The sequence below is a fragment of the Brevibacillus fluminis genome, assembly GCF_052072235.1.
Lineage (GTDB): Bacteria > Bacillota > Bacilli > Brevibacillales > Brevibacillaceae > Brevibacillus_D > Brevibacillus_D fluminis_A.
This window is the reverse complement of record NZ_CM125436.1, coordinates 1,419,548-1,437,419: the sequence shown is the minus strand read 5'-3', so window position 1 is coordinate 1,437,419 and position 17,872 is coordinate 1,419,548. Positions and strand designations below refer to the sequence as shown.

General features: G+C 49.5%; 13 protein-coding genes and 2 pseudogenes. 5 read left to right on the top strand and 10 right to left on the bottom strand.

From position 1 onward, the window contains the following. Window positions 1-66: 66 nt before the first annotated feature. Entirely contained in the window at window positions 67-276 is a 210-nt protein-coding gene (locus tag ACTID9_RS07350) for a hypothetical protein (protein ID WP_122917751.1), read from the bottom strand. 202 nt (window positions 277-478) lie between these two features. Between ACTID9_RS07350 and ACTID9_RS07345 the strand changes: the two genes are divergently transcribed. Continuing rightward, window positions 479-637 (top strand): hypothetical protein, encoded by a 159-nt coding sequence (locus tag ACTID9_RS07345; protein ID WP_441070557.1) that lies wholly within the window; start codon window positions 479-481, stop codon window positions 635-637. Window positions 638-737: 100 nt separating this feature from the next. Here the strand turns inward: ACTID9_RS07345 and ACTID9_RS07340 are convergent, their stop codons facing one another. Next, complete coding sequence (locus ACTID9_RS07340) at window positions 738-1,295, bottom strand: GNAT family N-acetyltransferase (protein ID WP_441070556.1); 558 nt, start codon at window positions 1,293-1,295, stop codon at window positions 738-740. Between the two features lie 197 nt (window positions 1,296-1,492). On the opposite strand from ACTID9_RS07340, the gene ACTID9_RS07335 reads away from it, so the two are divergent. Together ACTID9_RS07335 and ACTID9_RS07330 are read left to right on the top strand one after the other, a co-directional pair. Then, on the top strand, window positions 1,493-2,962 hold the full coding sequence (locus ACTID9_RS07335) for a flavin monoamine oxidase family protein (protein WP_441070555.1): 1,470 nt from the start codon (window positions 1,493-1,495) through the stop codon (window positions 2,960-2,962). 301 nt (window positions 2,963-3,263) lie between these two features. Continuing rightward, on the top strand, window positions 3,264-3,794 hold the full coding sequence (locus ACTID9_RS07330) for an ECF transporter S component (RefSeq protein WP_441070554.1): 531 nt from the start codon (window positions 3,264-3,266) through the stop codon (window positions 3,792-3,794). Window positions 3,795-4,223: 429 nt separating this feature from the next. On the opposite strand, the gene ACTID9_RS07325 is transcribed toward ACTID9_RS07330, so the two are convergent. Beyond that, entirely contained in the window at window positions 4,224-9,242 is a 5,019-nt protein-coding gene (locus tag ACTID9_RS07325; protein ID WP_441070553.1) for a fibronectin type III domain-containing protein, read from the bottom strand. Window positions 9,243-10,801: 1,559 nt separating this feature from the next. Between ACTID9_RS07325 and ACTID9_RS07320 the strand changes: the two genes are divergently transcribed. Both ACTID9_RS07320 and ACTID9_RS07315 read left to right on the top strand, forming a co-directional pair. Continuing rightward, window positions 10,802-11,071, top strand: a complete 270-nt coding sequence (locus tag ACTID9_RS07320; RefSeq protein WP_441072477.1) for a YunG family protein — start codon at window positions 10,802-10,804, stop codon at window positions 11,069-11,071. Window positions 11,072-11,146: 75 nt separating this feature from the next. Continuing rightward, window positions 11,147-11,476: a hypothetical protein gene (locus tag ACTID9_RS07315; protein ID WP_441070552.1), complete on the top strand. Its 330-nt coding sequence runs from the start codon at window positions 11,147-11,149 to the stop codon at window positions 11,474-11,476. A gap of 74 nt (window positions 11,477-11,550) precedes the next feature. On the opposite strand, the pseudogene ACTID9_RS07310 reads toward ACTID9_RS07315, so the two are convergent. The 7 genes and pseudogenes from ACTID9_RS07310 to ACTID9_RS07280 all read right to left on the bottom strand — a co-directional run. Then, window positions 11,551-12,219, bottom strand: a pseudogene (locus ACTID9_RS07310) (NAD(P)-dependent alcohol dehydrogenase); the annotation flags it as partial. A gap of 100 nt (window positions 12,220-12,319) precedes the next feature. Further along, window positions 12,320-13,411 (bottom strand): IS200/IS605 family element RNA-guided endonuclease TnpB, encoded by a 1,092-nt coding sequence (gene tnpB, locus ACTID9_RS07305; RefSeq protein WP_441070551.1) that lies wholly within the window; start codon window positions 13,409-13,411, stop codon window positions 12,320-12,322. Window positions 13,412-13,606: 195 nt separating this feature from the next. Further along, window positions 13,607-13,708 (bottom strand): annotated as a pseudogene (locus ACTID9_RS07300) (NAD(P)-dependent alcohol dehydrogenase); the annotation flags it as partial. A 207-nt stretch (window positions 13,709-13,915) separates the two neighbouring features. Further along, the gene (locus tag ACTID9_RS07295) at window positions 13,916-14,734 is read right to left on the bottom strand and encodes an alpha/beta hydrolase family protein (RefSeq protein WP_441070550.1); all 819 of its coding nucleotides are present in this window, start codon (window positions 14,732-14,734) and stop codon (window positions 13,916-13,918) included. A gap of 47 nt (window positions 14,735-14,781) precedes the next feature. Then, complete coding sequence (locus tag ACTID9_RS07290; RefSeq protein WP_441070549.1) at window positions 14,782-15,771, bottom strand: DMT family transporter; 990 nt, start codon at window positions 15,769-15,771, stop codon at window positions 14,782-14,784. A 49-nt stretch (window positions 15,772-15,820) separates the two neighbouring features. Beyond that, window positions 15,821-16,939, bottom strand: a complete 1,119-nt coding sequence (locus ACTID9_RS07285; RefSeq protein WP_441070548.1) for an FAD-dependent oxidoreductase — start codon at window positions 16,937-16,939, stop codon at window positions 15,821-15,823. Between the two features lie 101 nt (window positions 16,940-17,040). Continuing rightward, window positions 17,041-17,868, bottom strand: coding sequence for an alpha/beta fold hydrolase (locus ACTID9_RS07280; RefSeq protein ID WP_441070547.1), 828 nt, complete (start codon window positions 17,866-17,868; stop codon window positions 17,041-17,043). Window positions 17,869-17,872 lie beyond the last annotated feature (4 nt).

The following is a 17,872-nucleotide window of genomic DNA, read 5'->3' as shown; positions in this document are numbered from 1 at the left end:
TGGTAAAAACGACATTCCGCAGCTGGAATGTCGTTTTGCGTCCTTTCCGATGCCTGACGCACGCCGCTAGCGCACACGGTTATCCTGTACAACAGGATTCGCTCCATTTGCGTCCGTCACTTTCACCAGCTCCTGCAAGCTGTTGACGATGCTCGCGACACGCTGAAGTTCGTTTTGAAGCCCATCCGGGTTGTTCACATGGCTTTTCATCGAGACCGCGACACCCTCCAGCTGGTCGGCGAGCCTGTGCACCAATGATACGTCAAATTGGGTCATCCCCATCCCTCCTTCCCTTATACTGTTCGGAAAAATGGAAGGATTTATTCCCGGGCGGATACTGTTTATTCCATGCCGATTGGCTGATGATCGAACTTTGCGTCTTTTAATAGCGGAAGTTTCCCCTCGATATATGGCCACCCCAAATTGCATAAGCACGCTCCCGATTCCACACTCTAATCCTGAAAGGAGGTGGGGAAAAATGGACGCGAAAGAACATGCTGCGAAAGAAGAGCCAACCGTGGCACCGAGCATGAACGGACACGATCCGCTCGAGGAAAAAGCCACTCCAGAAGAGGTGGAAAAAGGCGATTATACGTCTGTCACCAGGCTCTTTCTGGATCGCACGCCGGAAGATTAGATACGGGTACATGCCCGTTTCTTTTTTGTTCCTGCATACTGAAAAAATAAAACCGCTCACTGTCGGCAGCGGCGGTCATTCATCTCGTCATTCTTTATGTTCAGTTTTCCAAGACGGGCAGAACCGGATAGGCAGAGTCGGGCATCTCCGCTTGCACCCGCTCGAAAACATCCCGGTAAATTCCAAAAATCTCATGTTCGTCCGTAATGCCCGCATACAAATTTTGCAGGCGCGTTCGTTCTTCGACCGGCATTGCGCACGCATACGGGAGCTTGCTAACCGCCTTCAGCGATCGCGGATTGGTTTTGCGTACCAATACGATGGCGCACTCCAGCCCTTGCCGAAACACCTCCGCAAGAAAAGCTGCTTTCGCCCGCTGATTGTAGCCTTTTCCCCAATGCTCCTCAGCGATAATCGTGGCGAGAAACCCTTCCCGCGCAAACCGGTTGTAATTCCAAATCGCAATAAACCCGACAGGCTCATCCGCATCGTCCACGATGACACGCACAATGGAATCCGCTGCTTCCCTTTTCTCCATCAAGCTGAACCACAGTTCTTCAGGAGAGGCAGGCTTGATTCGCGAGTACATCCCCACCGCCGGATTGAGCAGGTACTCGAACAGTTTGAGCGCGTCTTTTTTCTCAGGCATACGAATCATCGAATCGCCACACCTCCAGTTGCTGTACAGAGATGTCTTCATCATCACATAGCAGCCAGCGGGGAATATACGCGCTCTTTTTGGATTTCTTTTTAAATTTTGATGAATGTGCGAATGGTGTCGGAACAAACCATACGATCACATCCGGGCGCTCTCATGAATAGAATAGGACGAATCGAGTTGGAAAGGAGGATACGATGCCACAGTCTTCCCCCCTTTCGGAACCGTCGATGGTCTCTATCATCCGAAACGGTTTGCAGAAAACAACTGCCCCAAAGCACATTGTCATTGTCGGTGCAGGGATGGCCGGACTGGTTTGTGCTTCTCTGCTGAAAGAAGCCGGTCATCAGGTCACGATACTGGAAGCGTCCGACCGGATCGGCGGACGAGTTTTTACGCTGCGTTCCCCTTTTTACGATGGACAATATGTGGAAGCGGGGGCCATGCGAATCCCGAGCACCCATCTTTTGACACTCGCGTACATATCGAAATTTCGCTTGCCCCTGAATGAATTCATCAACATGACGCCGAACGATCTGCTTTCTGTAAACGGTGTAAAGACGCGCCGGTGGATTTATCAGCAAAACCCCGACATTCTCCGTTTTCCTTTGGCCCCGCATGAACGGGGAAAAACCGCAGATGAATTGGCGCTCCTCGCTGTCAAACCTGTTATTGATTTTATCAACCAAGACCCTGCGAGCCATTGGCCGATTGTGACGAAGCAGTTTGACATGTATTCCATGGATTTGTTTATGCGGCACAATCCTGTTGGGCAGTCGTTGTCGGAGGCAGCGGTCAATATGTTCAAGGTACTGTCCGGCTTTGAAGGGTTCCCTGAACTTTCCTTTCTGGAAATTTTGCGAGACTTCATCCTCTTCACGCCGACCACCCGGTTTTATGAAATTTCCGGAGGTTTTGACCAACTTCCCTGTGCCTTCCTTCCGCAGGTGAAAGAATGCCTTCACACCAATTGCAAAATGACGGAAATCGCCCAACACGGTGACAAGGTTACGATAGCGGGTGTAAAAACGACATCGTCAGAGCCATTTCACGTAACCGCCGACTACACCATCATTACCGTTCCGTTTACCGTGTTGCAATTCGTCAGGGTGGAACCGAATCACCTGTTCTCCTACCATAAATGGAATGCGATCCGCCAGCTTCACTACGTTTCCTCGACCAAAATAGGCTTGCAATTTTCACGCAGGTTCTGGGAAGAAGAAGGCCTGTATGGCGGCCAGAGCGTCACGGATTTGCCCATTCGACTCTCCTATTTCCCCAGCCACGGTTTCGGCGGGAAAGGCGGAGTGGTGCTGGCCAGCTATACATGGGAAGATGACGCACTCCCGTGGATCAGCAGATCAAAAGACGAGCAGATCATGATAGCGCTCCGAATTATGGCCGACATTCACGGCGAGCAAGTATACAAGACGTTCCTCTCGGGAGCTGTCCTGAATTGGGATCTGAATCCTTTTTCTGCAGGCGCATTCACCATGTTTAAGCCCTTTCAGGAAACAGACCTTGGTCCTTACATTTCAACACCGGAAGGCAGGGTTTATTTCGCTGGGGAGCATGGTTCCGATTACCACGGCTGGATTCAAGGGGCCATCCAATCCGCCATCCGCACCGCCCATGCCCTGAACGAAGCCTCCCTTCAAGACGGGTGAGCTGAGCTTCTGCGGCACCTGCATGTGCTCCTTTTTGTCTCATGGCAAATTGATCTCACAAGAAACCCTTAGTCCGATGGAACTGATCAGACTGGAGGTTTCTATTTTTTATTGTCCGCTTGTCCATCATTTGATGGTGCACAACCAAAACGAAAAATTCATCGGGCAAGCTGCAAAACCGTCCTTTTTGTACATCTGTCCCGAATGCAATTCTGTACCTGTGCAAAATCATGAAATTAAGTGTTTATTAAGTAACAGATTCGGTGTATGATAAAGAAAAAACACAGAAAGAGGCAATCATATGGATTCTACATTCGCAACCAGAGAAGCATCGAAAACAAAAACGCTTGTCATCAATGCCCTTTTCATCGCTTTTACCCTTGCAGCCACCATGTTCATCAACCTGCGACTCCCGATCATGGGGAACGGCGGCCTCATCCACTTAGGGAACGTGCCTCTTTTTATCGCCGCTTTTGTGTACGGCAGAAAAACCGGAGCCATCGCAGGCGCTTTCGGTATGGGCCTCTTCGACCTGATCTCCGGTTGGACGGCTTGGGCACCGTTTACCTTCATCATCGTCGGTACAATGGGCTATTTGGCTGGTCTCATCTCCGAAAAAGTACCTGGCAAAAAAATGCTGGTCAACACATTGGCTGTTGCCGTCGCACTGGTGATCAAAATCGTCGGTTATTATTTTGCGGAAGTCATCCTGTACGGGAACTGGATTCAACCATTCGGCTCCATCCCTGGAAACGTGCTGCAGGTTGTGTTCGCGGGAATCATTGTGGTACCGCTCGCAGGACGTTTGAAAAAAATGATTGGGCAGCGATAGGCCTATCTTGAAACGAAGAAAAGTACCCTCTGGATGATTTTGCGCTAGAGGGTACTTTATTTTTTCGCTTCATTTACGGACTGCAGTCCCTCGAACTTGCCCCAGATTTTCCCTGAAATAAATCGTATGCAAATCCGGTATCCTTTTCTCAGACCCAGCGAAATGAGGAATTGTGATGACTCGCAAAGAAAAAACGTCGCATTATAATTGGTATGATCTATTTATCGAGATCTTCGCCCAGCTCTTATTTGAAATCATATGGGCTTCTTTGCGCGCCGTTTTTCGCCTCGCTGTCAGAGGGGTCAGTTCGCTTGTTCATTTGATTTCCTCTTGAAAAGCATGTTCCATCAAACAGAAGAGCGGCTCCTCAAGTAGCAGGATCTACTCTCGGAACAGCCCTTCTGAAGGTTTGTTACCACTCTACAGAATTTAGTTTTTGCTGCCTATCAACCGCTGGATCAGGATCGTCATCTCTTTTTGTGTGATTCCTTGATCAGGATGAAACGATCCGTCCGCATATCCTTTCATAATCCCCTGTTTCCTCACTTGCTCAATGATATTTGCCGCCCAATGCCCTCTTGTATCCGAAAACGTAATGGCTTCATTGTCAGATACCGAACTTTGTTTCCATTTGGCCATGATCGTTGCCATCTCGGCCCGGGTTACCTTGAGGTCCGGGTGGAATTGACCATGCCCATCTCCTACCATCAGCCCTGCACTGCTCACTTGCTGGATGGCATCGATCGCCCAATGCGTCTCTTGAACATCTGTAAATGAGAGGGCGGCTTGATGTTCTTTCTGATTTACGAGTTTCGCGAGTTCATAGGCAACTTCCGCTCTGGTCAAAATTCGATCCGGATCGGCGGAGGCCATTCCATTTATGGAGAGAATGGCAAAGGTACTGAATTTGTCAATTACGATCTCAATACCGACCAGTTTGCCTTTTTCATCGTATTTGAGCTGTCCGCGTTTGAGTTCTTTGTCTCCGTCCGTATGCTCGACGAAAACTGCCAAGGAAGCGAGGAATGAATCCAACTCCTGCGGTTGCTTCGGCAACGTGTTTTCGTCTAGCGGGAATACGACCTTTGTCGGGATGTTTCGATAGTTTGTTTCAATGGCCACAGGATTCCCGATAATCTGGAAAGCTTGGCCGTTCGCTGCTTGCCGGACTTCTGCTGCATTGCCTACTCGCTCGGCAACATCCGCTACTTCCCCAGAATTTTTCATGGGGACAATTTCAAAGTAGAGAGCATCTTCCGACAAGTTTGCCACCATTTCCTTGGGAATCGTGACCGTCGCCTTCGCTGTCTTGAACTCGAGAGATACGTCCTGCTTTTTCAGCCGATCAAGTGCGGTCTTGGAGAGTTTCACCTCGACTTTGTCTGCCGGATCATTTGGCAGGTCATCCACCACAATGCGGACAATGTCTTTTCCGTGTTGGGATGCTTCACGAAGGATTTCTTCTGCTTTATTGTTGTCGAGAAGCACCGAATCTACTTTTTCGCCGCTTGCGCTGATTTCTCTCGTGATCTCAATTTGTTCTTGCAAGGAGTTGTCGCTTCCTGCCTCCAGTATCGCTTGGCGGGTTGCAGCATGGTGCTCGTTTCCTCCCTGATTTGCCGCTGGAGAATCTCCCGAATGCTCAGTTTCAGATCCTCCACCCCCGCCGCTATCGTTGTCACGACCATCATCTTCACGATGTGCTTTATCGACGGTGACACTCACCTGTACCGTTTTGTTGTGGCTGTTCGTTATGTCAGCAGGCAGGTTCGTCAAGCTGCCATCGACGGTAAACTTTTGTCTCTTATTCACGTCGGGATCATAGTCCGCTCCATCTACGTCCCAGCTGACCGGCACCAGGATGAAGCTCTCATCATCCAGAATCGCTCTCACCTTTTTCGGCAATTCAAGTGCATTTGCTGTTTTGGCTGTCCCATTTTTCAAGCCTGTTATCGCTTCCGGATTGATCACATCTACAATATCTCGTTTTTCTTGACCATCTTCTGCGTTGACGGTGACGTAAATTTTCGCCGACTTTCCTCTTGTATTGGTAATTTCCTCAGGCAATGTGAGAATACCGTTGACAATGAAGCTTTGCGCTTCCTTGTTTGCTGGATCGTAGCTGGCACCTTCTACGTCCCACTTCACCCGTACTTGCATCGTACTGTCGTCATTAAGCGTCACTTCTACCGTCTCTGGTAGCCCGAGTGCCCCGGCTGTTTTCGGTGCCCCGTTTGGAAGATCGGTGATAGGGGACGGATCGGTTACTGCAACGATATTTCTCGTTCCTTCCACGGCAGCTTTTACAGTAACATGAATTTTTGCAGTAAGATTTTTCGGATTGTCGATCCCTGCAGGCAATTCAAGATTCCCTGTAATGCTGAAGGCTTGTGCTTTCTTAGCATCTGGATCATAATCCGATCCATCGACATCCCATTTGACGCTCACTTCTCTCGTGCTGTTGTCACGAAGTGTCACTTCCACACGCTCAGGAAGACCGAGCGCCCTGGCCGTTTTCGGTGTGCCATTTTCCACGTCTACGATGGGGGCTGGCTGCGAGATTGCTACAATTTCGATGCTCGCTTTTCCGTTCACGCTTACCTTGATGCTAGCACGCAGACTTCGGGAGTTGCTTACTCCGGTTGGCAAATGGTTGAGTGCTCCGTAAACCGTAAAAGTTTGGGGCTCCTCTTTGGCTGGTTCATAGTCTGCACTCGAAAGATCCCAATCGACAGCTGTCTGAATGCTGCGGCCATCGCTGAGTGTAATCGCTACCTTGTCAGGCAGGCCAAGTGCTGCGGCTGTTTTGGCTGTTCCATGCGGGACACCGGTAAATGGGGCCAGATGTTCAACAGCAGCAATATCCAATTGAGTCGGAGGCGCAGCCGTCGTCGCTTGGCTTACTCCGCTGTACAGCGCCTTGTTGCCCGCTTCATCTTTTACCAGCACGTTGAAGTAATAGGTCGTGCTGGGGGTAAGCCCGCTTGCCGTCGCGCTGGTCACATTCGCTGTCCAGTTTTGCGCCACCGTGCCATTTGCTTCGGCATTTGCTACAGTATCCAGGTTGTTGGTGGTCGAGTAGACCACTTTGTATTGCAGGTTCCCCGCATCTGTCACTGTATCCGTAGCGGCTGTCCAGCTAAGGTCCACACTGGTTGGGGTGGCTTGGCTCGCCGTGACGGTTCCGCCGTTTCCAACCACGGGTGCTGTCGTGTCTGGAGCAGCCGTCGTCGCTTGGCTTACTCCACTGTACAGCGACTTGTTGCCTGCTTCATCTTTTACCAGCACATTGAAGTAGTAGGTCGTGCTGGGGGTAAGCCCGCTTGCCGTCGCGCTGGTCACATTTGCTGTCCAGTTTTGCGCTACCGTGCCATTCGCTTCGGCATTCGCCACGGTATCCAGATTGTTGCTGGTCGAGTAGACCACTTTGTATTGCAGGTTCCCCGTACTCGTCACCGCATCCGTGGCGGCCGTCCAGTTGAGATCCACGCTGGTTGGGGTTGCTTGGCTCGCCGTCACGGTTCCGTTGTTTCCGACCACGGGTGCTGTCGTGTCTGGGGCAGCCGTCGTCGCTTGGCTTACCCCGCTGTACAGCGACTTGTTGCCTGCTTCATCTTTTACCAGCACATTGAAGTAGTAGGTCGTGCTGGGGGTAAGTCCGCTTGCTGTCGCGCTGGTCACATTCGCTGTCCAGTTTTGTGCCACCGTGCCATTCGCTTCGGCATTTGCTACAGTATCCAGATTGTTGCTGGTCGAATACACCACTTTGTATTGCAGATTCCCTGGACTTGTCACCGCATCTGTGGCGGCTGTCCAGTTGAGATCCACGCTGGTTGGGGTTGCTTGGCTCGCCGTGACGGTTCCGCCGTTTCCAACCACGGGTGCCGTCATGTCCGGAGCAGCCGTCGTTGCTTGGCTTACTCCGCTGTACAGCGCCTTGTTGCCCGCTTCATCTTTTACCAGCACGTTGAAGTAATAGGTCGTGCTGGGGGTAAGCCCGCTTGCCGTCGCGCTGGTCACATTCGCTGTCCAGTTTTGCGCCACCGTGCCATTTGCTTCGGCATTTGCCACGGTATCCAGATTGTTGCTGGTCGAATACACCACTTTGTATTGCAGATTCCCCGGACTTGTCACCGCATCTGTGGCAGCCGTCCAGTTGAGATCCACGCTGGTTGGGGTGGCTTGGCTCGCCGTGACGGTTCCGCTGTTTCCGACCACGGGTGCTGTCGTGTCTGGAGCAGCCGTCGTCGCTTGGCTTACTCCGCTGTACAGCGACTTATTTCCTGCTTCATCTTTTACCAGCACGTTGAAGTAATAGGTCGTGCTGGGGGTAAGCCCGCTTGCCGTCGCGCTGGTCACATTCGCTGTCCAGTCTTGCGCCACCGTGCCGTTTGCTTCGGCATTTGCCACGGTATCCAGATTGTTGCTGGTCGAATACACCACTTTGTATTGCAGATTCCCTGGACTTGTCACCGCATCTGTGGCAGCCGTCCAGTTGAGATCCACGCTGGTTGGGGTTGCTTGGCTTGCCGTCACGGTTCCGCCGTTTCCGACCACGGGTGCTGTCGTGTCTGGAGCAGCCGTCGTTTCTTGGCTTACTCCACTGTACAGCGACTTGTTGCCCGCTTCATCTTTTACCAGCACATTGAAGTAATAGGTCGTGTTGGGGGTAAGCCCGCTTGCCGTCGCGCTGGTCACATTTGCTGTCCAGTTTTGTGCCACCGTGCCATTTGTTTCGGCATTTGCTACAGTATCCAGGTTGTTGCTGGTCGAGTACACCACTTTGTATTGCAGGTTCCCCGCATCTGTCACTGTATCCGTAGCGGCTGTCCAGCTAAGGTCCACACTGGTTGGGGTGGCTTGGCTCGCCGTAACGGTTCCGCTGTTTCCGACCACGGGTGCCGTCGTATCTGGAGCAGCCGTCGTCGCTTGGCTTACCCCGCTGTAAAGCGACTTGTTGCCTGCTTCATCTTTTACCAGCACGTTGAAATAGTAGGTCGTGCTGGGGGTAAGCCCGCTTGCCGTCGCGCTGGTCACATTCGCTGTCCAGTTTTGCGCTACCGTGCCATTTGCTTCGGCATTTGCCACGGTATCCAGATTGTTGCTAGTCGAGTACACCACTTTGTATTGCAGGTTCCCCGTACTCGTCACCGCATCTGTGGCAGCCGTCCAGTTAAGGTCCACACTGCTGCTGGTTGCATGGCTCGCCGTCACGGTTCCGCTGCTTCCAACCACGGGTGCCGTCGTATCAGCATTAACGGCAGCACGAGTAGCTGAAATATCACCGACAGCTACAAATTGGCCGTTTGCAACATTTACAGTATAAAAATAGCCCGATCCTGCTGCACTTAACCCGTCTTTATTCCAGCTTCCTTTCAAATTGGTTGTGGAGTATAACGTCGCTTCATCCGCCCCTACCCCTACATATTCGCCATTCGTATATGCCAAAGCATATATATCATAGGGAGTAGCCGTTTTGTCCCAGGTTGTGGCTCCGTTCGCTTGTGTCAACAATGTTCCATTAGTTGACATAGCAACGAATTTCTGGTTATCGTATACCAACGCCCAAAAATCATCCACGGAATTTGAAGTCTCTCCATTCCAAGTAACTCCATCTGTAGAACTGTAGATCACCCCGCCTTTGCCCACAACGACGAATTTGCCATTGCCATAACTAACTTTAAACAAAGCATGACCGCTATCTGTCAATTTGTTGGACCAAGTTGCTCCTCCATCCGTCGAAGAACAGATTCTTCCTCCATCCCTTGAATTAACTCCGCCTACAGCTACGTATATGTTCTGATGATTGGTTACGGAATAAAAATTACCTCCCCCGTTATTACGGGGAACAATACAATTCGGGATTACGGTCCAATTCAACCCATTCATAGATGTAGCAATAAATCCGTCCATTTCGGACCCAAGGCTGTCCCCAGTCTCTCCTGTTAAAAAATAGGTGTGACTATCAGGAGAGTAATAAAGGCTTTGCCAATAAAATTTTGAAGAACCTCCAGAGATTGTAGTAGGTTGAGCAGACCACTTACCAGTGGCCCGATCCCGTTTATAAATATGATTTACCCCAGAACCAGAATCGCTCCCGACTGCCCACCAGTCTGCTCCATCATACGTTGCATCCATCAGCGTTTCGCTTGCACCAGATGGACTGATTACTTGCCATGTAGTATTACCTGAAGCAAATACCGTCTGATTTCCTTGATACATACAAGAAAAAATAACCATCACAATAAGAAAACAGGAAAGAAATCGGGACCCACGCTTATGCCGCATATCATTGCTCCCTCTCGTAAAATCGCTGACGGACTTGCTCTCTACTTTCATGAAAAAACTAATAAAACGAACGAATCCAGCTATTGAGCCACGTAATAGAGAGAATATTCACTGGCTCAATTTCGAAATCAGATGGCCCCATAGTTGCTCTTCCGAACAGACCGACCGTCGGTTTGTTCAGAGCAAACGTTCTCCTCCTTTCTGACTTTCCCCCTTGTGATTCAAGTTAGAATCTTCCGCCAAACAGTCCAGCAGATTTTCACTTTCTTGAATCGCATTAACCTGGCTACGCCATGCTTTTGGCTTAAGCCCCTGTTGCCCTTATACCGGATGAAAACTCATAAAATTCTTATCCGCATGAAAAAAGGGACAATTTCTTACCATGAACTCCATAGCGCAGGGAAAGGCAGGTCGTTTGTACGATATGATTGCAATAAAGATTATAGACAGATTCAAAATGCAAGTAAAGAGGCAGATTAGTCGCAAGTTTCATCACATCCCCTCTCTTAGTCTTGCATCAGCACTTGATTACAGATGCCATTCGGATTCTCTATTACCATTCTAAGGTATGGAAGGAACTGAATCGTTTGAAGGAGAGATGTTGCCACTGTCCACTACATCGTTAAGCCTCTTGATGCAAATACTTGGCCGGATTTTGCACGGCTGGTTGAGAAAAAGCAACGGAATATGGGGCGGCTGTTGGTGTATGGCTTTTCACGATCTCAATTTTTGAGCATCATGGATTTCAACGAACGCGCAGGCTCGGAAAGAACCACCGGGTAACAGCTTTGGTAATACAAGATATTTTGGGTGGGGAGATCATGAAAACGGAGACTCCGGATGGTTGGCACTACTACAACTTCATCAATGGGGTACGTCGCGATTTCCCGGAGTCTCCATTTGCTGAAAAACTGAACTACCAAAACATTCTCTCGGATAGGGACGAGGCTTTCAGCGATACCAATGAAGAGCAGTATGGCACTTTTTAAAATCGCTGTTTTCGTAAAGTTTGCTGCGAAAATGGTACAATATTCCGAAAGAATAGTATGAATAGGAGAACCTCCATGAACAACTTTACTCAACGCCTTAAACCGAAAGTAGTTACTCTATGTGGTTCAACAAAGTTCAAGAAACAATTCCAAGAAGCAGAAGCTAACTTGACCTTGAAAGGCAGGATTGTGCTTAGTCTTGGTTTTTTTGAGCAAAGCGATCATATCGAAGTAACCGAAGAGCAAGTTAAACTCTTTGAATGGCTACACTTTCACAAAATCGATATGTCAGATGAAATTTTTGTTATCAATGTAAATGGATACATTGGCGAAAGCACAAGAAAAGAAATTGAATACGCTACACAGCAGGGCAAAAAAGTAACGTATCTTGAGCCAATTACATAGATTTTTTATGCACTTCCTCTGGATTGCTGAACGGTCAGAACGCTAGCCGAACACAATCTTGCCGCTCCTTTTCTTCAGCGTGTCGTATCGCTCTTCACAGAAATGACCACATTCCCCCGTTTGTGCCCCGTTTCCACATAGCGATGCGCCTCGGCAATCTGTTCCAATGGATAGCGTCTATCGATGACCGATTTTACCTTTCCGGCCTCAATCAGCTCTTTGAGGAATCGTAAATCTTCAGCGCTGTCGATACTTGCATTGCCGCCTATGACCTTCTTGCTCGTAGTTAAAGACGTCCACAGCCCACGAATGACCGGTGACAGCTCCATGTGGACCGCCCTCAAATAGAACCCGTTTTGCGCAAGAGATTGTACGCAGCCTGAAAACGGACTTTTGCCTACGGTATCAAAAATAATATCGTAGGTCTCACCGTTTTCGGCAAAATCCTCCTTCGTGTAATCTATGACGTGATCCGCCCCTAGCGCCCTCACCATCTCCAGGTTCGCGGTGCTGCATACCCCGGTAACTTCCGCCCCAAAGCTTTTGGCAAGCTGCACCGCAAACGTGCCTACGCTTCCAGAGGCGCCGTAGATCAGGACTTTTTGGCCGCTGCGGATTTTTCCTTTTTTGAGAAAATGCAATGCTGTCATTGCCCCAATCGGAACGGCGGCCGCCTCCTCATCGGTCATATTCGCAGGTTTGATTGCCACTGCACCGTCTTCGGGCAGACACTTGTACTCGGCTTGACACTCCCCATGCCTAAAGGCAGGGGATTCTTGGGTAGTCACTCTTTCCAGAGTGAAATTTACCAAGCTATCCCTGTGTGTCCCACAGTTCAGTTGGCTATGCCAACAGCCGAAGTCCTTCTTGCTCAATATTGATGGCAGCGTTTTGGTCACGATCATGTTGCACACCGCAGTTTGGACATGTCCATTGTCGCATGTTCAGGTTTTTCACGTCTTTGTTTCGGTAGCCACAGCTAGGGGTGGAACAGAGTTGGCTGGAAGGAAACTGCTTCCCGACAATCGAGATTGTTCTGCCATACCATTGCGCCTTGTACGCCAGCATCGCCCGAAACTTAGACCACGATGCATCTGCAATGGATTTTGCTAACTTATGGTTTTTTACCATATTTTCCACCTGCAAGTCCTCCAAACAGATCACTTGGTTTTCGTTGATAAGCTTGGTTGACAATTTATGCAGGAAGTCATTGCGGGTATTTGCGATTTTTTCATGGAGTCGTGCTACTTTGATACGTGCTTTGTCACGGTTTTTACTGCCTTTTTGTCTGCGGGATTGAATCCGTTGCATCTTGGCCAATTGTTTTTCATACTTGCGATAGTATTTGGGATTTCCCACTTTCTCACCAGTAGAGAGAATCGCAAAATCCTTGATACCAAGATCAACTCCGACTGTCTGTTCGATTTCTGGTAATGGCTGAACCTCTGTTTCACACAGAACAGATACAAAGTATTTCCCTGCGGGACTGCGTCTGATCGTAGCGGAAAGGATGCGCCCTTCCACTTCTCTGGACTTGGCAAATGAAACCCATCCAAGTTTCGGGAGTTTGATACGATTTCCTTCCACTTTGATGTTCATCTTGCATGTGTACGATTGCTTTGGATTCTTCTTGCTTTTGAATTTGGGATAGCCTTTTTTCTCTTTGAAAAATTTTTTGTAGGAGGAATCCAAGTCTTTTAAGGTTGATTGCAGGGCAGTCGAATCCACTTCTTTCAACCATTCGATTTCCTTTTTGAGTTGTGTGAGTAGAGCGGAACAGTCGTTGTAATTCAGCGTTTTCTTTTCTTGTTCGTAAGCCTCTTTTCGTTTCACAAGAAAGTGATTGAATACAAAGCGCGTGCATCCGATTGTTTTGTTAATGAGTGTCGTTTGTTCTTTGTTTGGATATAGACGAAACTTGTACGCTCTGTGCATATTCAATCACCCCTTTCTTTTTGAGATATTTGGTTCTTTCACCTTTTTCGATACTTTGGACAACGTGATCGTTACAGCCAAATACGATATTGTGGTTCCTTACCACTGATTTAGCAAAACCAACACTTATGATTAATGATACCACTTGGCTTAGAAAAAGGCATTTTATCTCACACAAGCATTCAAAAAAACATAAATTTTTACCAGGATTTCATTGCCTTGTGGCGTCGGCTTTTCTACCTCTTTGAGTTGAAGAACATCAGGTGGCCCGTATTTTGTGTATACGATTGCCTTCATGCGTTCTCTCCTTTCTCCACGGTGATTTCCAGTCTTGGCTTTGACCCGCCGCGGAAACATTCACAATGATGTATACGGAGATAAAGTTCGGAAGTTTCCGACCATTCACACGGTTGAAAGTCTGCTCACGAATCATTCATGAAAGCTCTGTCGCACGGGGCTTGACCATCTGTCTTATACAAAAAACTGCCGAGAAGATCCCGGCAGTCAAGTATTCAGCAAGCCCAGGATCGTTTCCATTACCACCGGCCATGCCTCTGCATGCGGATCGATGATGGTAAAATGCTCCGCGCTGGAAATCGTTTGGATGATGACATCGTCACCTGCGGCCTTGGCTGCTTGTTCAAACTGCTGACTAAGCCCGATCGGCACATTGCAATCAAGGGAACCATGAATAAGCGCAAGGGGCACTCCAATCGGCAAAAGAGCCATCGGTGATCCTTCCTGGTAACGTTCTTTACAATCCTGCGGCATACCGCCAATCAGATCGCGTGTCGGATTATCCTTGATTCCCATCTTCACCTCTCTTAGTTGATGGATGTTATACATGACGTCCAGATCACAAACGCCTGCGAGGCTAATGGCTCCTTTCACGTGCAAAGGATTTTCGTCGCCTTTTATGATGCTTGTCGCGGGAAGTCGATGTCGTGCGGCAATCCATAAGGCGAGATGTCCGCCGGCTGAATGCCCGACCGTGATGATGCGCTGCAAATCAAGCGGATAATCAGCAGCAAGCGTTCGCACAAAATCGGAAGCTTGGGCAGCATCAACAAAAGTCCCCGGCCACCCTCCACCTTCTTGCCCAACCCGGCGGTATTCGATGTTCCATGTAGCGATCCCCTGCGCCGTCAATGCTTCTGCGAATGAATCCATCTGGTCGAGCTTGAATTTTTCTCTCCAAAAGCCCCCGTGAATCACAATCGCAACGGGAAACGGGCCGTTACCGTCCGGCAGCCGCAGCTCGCCAAATTGGTTTTCATTTTCCCCATAGCAGATTCTGAGATTTTTCCCTATTGAAGACCCCATCCGCTTCCTCCTTTATCTGCTGATTTTTTACCGACATGCCGTCAATCTCATGAAGGAATATCTACGGTTTGGTTTGCGTGTTCCACGGAAGATGCACCGACAGGTTCCGGGGTCCGCTGCAAAATAACGGCAGCGCTGAGAATCAATACACCACCAATGATTTGGACGAAAGAAAGGGTTTGCCCCAATAAAATCGCTGCAAGCACGGAACCGGAAACCGGTTCAAAAATAGCCAAAATGGAAGCGCGTGAGGCCCCGATCATGCGAATTCCGGTCAACAGCATCATGGTTGGAATGGCTGCTGCCCCAACCCCTGCGAAAAGCAGCATGGGCCAGAGCGAAACGTTTTGGAAAGGCTGTAGCAATGACTCCTTTTCTCCGAAAGCGAGGCCAATTCCGGCAAATGCGGCAGCCCCAGCCAATAAAAATATGGTTGTCGCGTAAGAAGCAGGAATGCTTGGATAGCCGCCCCGGCCGACAAGAAAATAAATCGACATCCCTACCGCTGACCCAAGTCCCAGCAAAATCCCGATGGTATCAAAGCGAACGGCTTCTCCTCCAATCATTTGCCCAACAATCGCCAGCGTGCTTCCCCCCAAAGCAAAGAGCAACGCGATCACTTTCGGTGCGTTAAACATTTCTCGCCCTGTGACAGCGCTGATCAATGTCACCAATGCCGGATAGATGTAAAACAGCAGAAAAGCTAACGCAACGGTTAAGTGAACGAATGCATAAAAAATCGCAAGGCTGTACGACATGAAGGCAACAGCAGCGATGCACAGATTCCGCCACTGCCACCCGGGAATCTGGGAGAAAGGTTTGCGTTCAGACCCCGCCGGACGTCCAACTCCAAACAAAAGAAGAACGAGCATGGCAAGTGCACCGATTGTTTCACGCCACGTCGCGAAAGCCACCGGGCTCATCCCGGCTTCATAAGCAAAGTTGGTTAAAACCCCCAGATTTGAAAAAAGAGCGGAAGCAACTAAAACAATCAGGATTCCGGTGAGTTGAGACTTTCCTTGTTTCCCATCTTTCACAGTCATCGCCCCTTTTCGATCGGTTTTTGAACATCGCTAGCGATTCATCTCATCGTCCTGTTACATGCCTGGCTGCCAGGCTCATCATCGACTCGATGTTTTCCGAATGAATGGCTTTTCGGATCACTTCTGAGCGCACATGCAACAACTCTTTCGGCCAGTTTGATGCCGCTGCCCCATAGATCCTCGACCAGATCTGCGTCTTCTCCGCCGCAGGCTTCATCAGACTTTCCCATCTTCTGAGGGCCGTGTCGACATCGTATTGGTCAAGTTGTTTGGCTAACTCCAACGCACTCGTGATGCTTACCCCTGCCCCTTGCCCCAAATTGGGTTCCATCCCGTGTGCCGCATCGCCAAGTAATGCCACACGTCCGATCGACCAAGCGTGTAAATAAATATAATAAAAATGGCGGTCTAACCTTGAATGGTCGATACGTTCGATGACAGATTCCAGGTGAGGGAATGAAGAGAGCCACACCTCTTTATTGATCGGATCTGAAAGTCCTTCGACATCTGCGGAAGGCGCCGTCAAGTAAACATACCGATATTGATCGGTAGATGGTGCAATGCCAATGCGCCGATAGCCGGACCAATGCTCCCTGGCAATCCCTTTTTCATCCTCATCGATTCGGGGGATCAGGGCTCGTAAGGCACCATTGCCCATCTTCTCCATCGTTTGAGCAATAGGGAGCGATTGACGAATGTTGGAATATATCCCATCTGCCGCAACAACCAGATCAGCCTTGTATGTTTTCCCGTTTTCCAAGGTCAGGGAGCCAGAAGGATCAGCGGAAACTGCACAGGCATTGGTTTCTATGGTTACCCCGGCGTTCCTTGCTGCTCCAACCAACGCGCTGTGGATCTGTTTGCGAGGAATCACACAAAAACGGTTGCTCTCCGAAAACAGGGTGGAATGGATCAACTCCCGATTTTCGTCCATCATGTGCAAGCTGGTGATAAATTCTACCTGCTGACACGCCTCTTCAAAAACGTTGATCTCTTCTAGTACCTTCAATCCATTTTCCCACGTATACAGGCCAGCCCCGATTTCTCGCAGCTCCGACGACCTTTCCAACAAGTGAACATCCCATCCACGTTGGGCAAGTGCAGTTCCTAACGTCAAACCAGATAATCCGGCACCAGCAATGATCACTTTTTTATTCCCCAATGCAATCAACCTCCTGTTTTTGGGATGAACGTGCTGTAGCCAGGCAAAAGCCCCCATGTTCCAAGGCAAACGGATAAAGAAAATGGGGGCATTGAACAGCATTACCGAAGCTGTGAAACAAAATCGCTGATCAGATTCGCTACGGCATCCGGTGACTCCAGGGTAGGAAAGTGTGTCTTTCCGGGGATATGTTTGAAATCAAACCACGGATGCTTCTCTTTGAATGTCTGTTGCATCTCTTCATATCCGTCCGCGGCCGCCTGAGAATAAATGTGCACGATCGGCCGTTTCGGGTCCAGCGCAGCCATCCGCTCAAGTGGCGACCCCCACGTTTTATATGCGTTCTCGATGACGCGGCATGACCTTTCCCACATATCAAAGCCGAAGCTGGCCATTTCCTTGTTCATATGATCGATGACCGCGCGATCGGTACTGATGCCGAGCCAATGGTCGAACAAGCTCTGCCGTCCAGCCACCCACCGTTCAGGATTCTGAATATCTTGCAAATCTTTGATGAACGCTGCGCCAGCCTCGATTAAAATCCAGTCAATCACCACCGTTTGCGGCGCTCTTGCCGTTCCAAGCCGTTGGCAAATCTCCATGTTGGCCCATCCCCCATGCGAGGTAGACACAGGGATCACTTTCTGGACATCCAATGCATTCAACACCGCGATGACGTCATCAGCCTGCTCGCTAACCCCAAAATCTCCAGGCGGCCGCTCGGGATCGGAATGTCCACGCCAGTTCAAACGAATGACTTTGTGTTGCTCGGCTAGCGGTTTGACAATATGGTCGAACAATCGGTGATCTTGACACCAGCCGCTCACTAGCAGCAATGCTGGCCCCTCTGCCTCACCGTGAATATCATAGGTAAACCGGTGCCCGTTGATCGTAATCGAGCGAAGTTGGCTATTTTCTTGGTTCATCATGAAA

What these genes read in the sequence shown, in the direction of transcription:
- ACTID9_RS07350 (WP_122917751.1), bottom strand. Translation starts at nt 276, where the DNA reads ATGACCCAATTTGACGTATCATTGGTGCACAGGCTCGCCGACCAGCTG.
- ACTID9_RS07345 (WP_441070557.1), top strand. Translation starts at nt 479, where the DNA reads ATGGACGCGAAAGAACATGCTGCGAAAGAAGAGCCAACCGTGGCACCG.
- ACTID9_RS07340 (WP_441070556.1), bottom strand. Translation starts at nt 1,295, where the DNA reads ATGATTCGTATGCCTGAGAAAAAAGACGCGCTCAAACTGTTCGAGTAC.
- ACTID9_RS07335 (WP_441070555.1), top strand. Translation starts at nt 1,493, where the DNA reads ATGCCACAGTCTTCCCCCCTTTCGGAACCGTCGATGGTCTCTATCATC.
- ACTID9_RS07330 (WP_441070554.1), top strand. Translation starts at nt 3,264, where the DNA reads ATGGATTCTACATTCGCAACCAGAGAAGCATCGAAAACAAAAACGCTT.
- ACTID9_RS07315 (WP_441070552.1), top strand. Translation starts at nt 11,147, where the DNA reads ATGAACAACTTTACTCAACGCCTTAAACCGAAAGTAGTTACTCTATGT.
- tnpB (WP_441070551.1), bottom strand. Translation starts at nt 13,411, where the DNA reads ATGCACAGAGCGTACAAGTTTCGTCTATATCCAAACAAAGAACAAACG.
- ACTID9_RS07295 (WP_441070550.1), bottom strand. Translation starts at nt 14,734, where the DNA reads ATGGGGTCTTCAATAGGGAAAAATCTCAGAATCTGCTATGGGGAAAAT.
- ACTID9_RS07280 (WP_441070547.1), bottom strand. Translation starts at nt 17,868, where the DNA reads ATGATGAACCAAGAAAATAGCCAACTTCGCTCGATTACGATCAACGGG.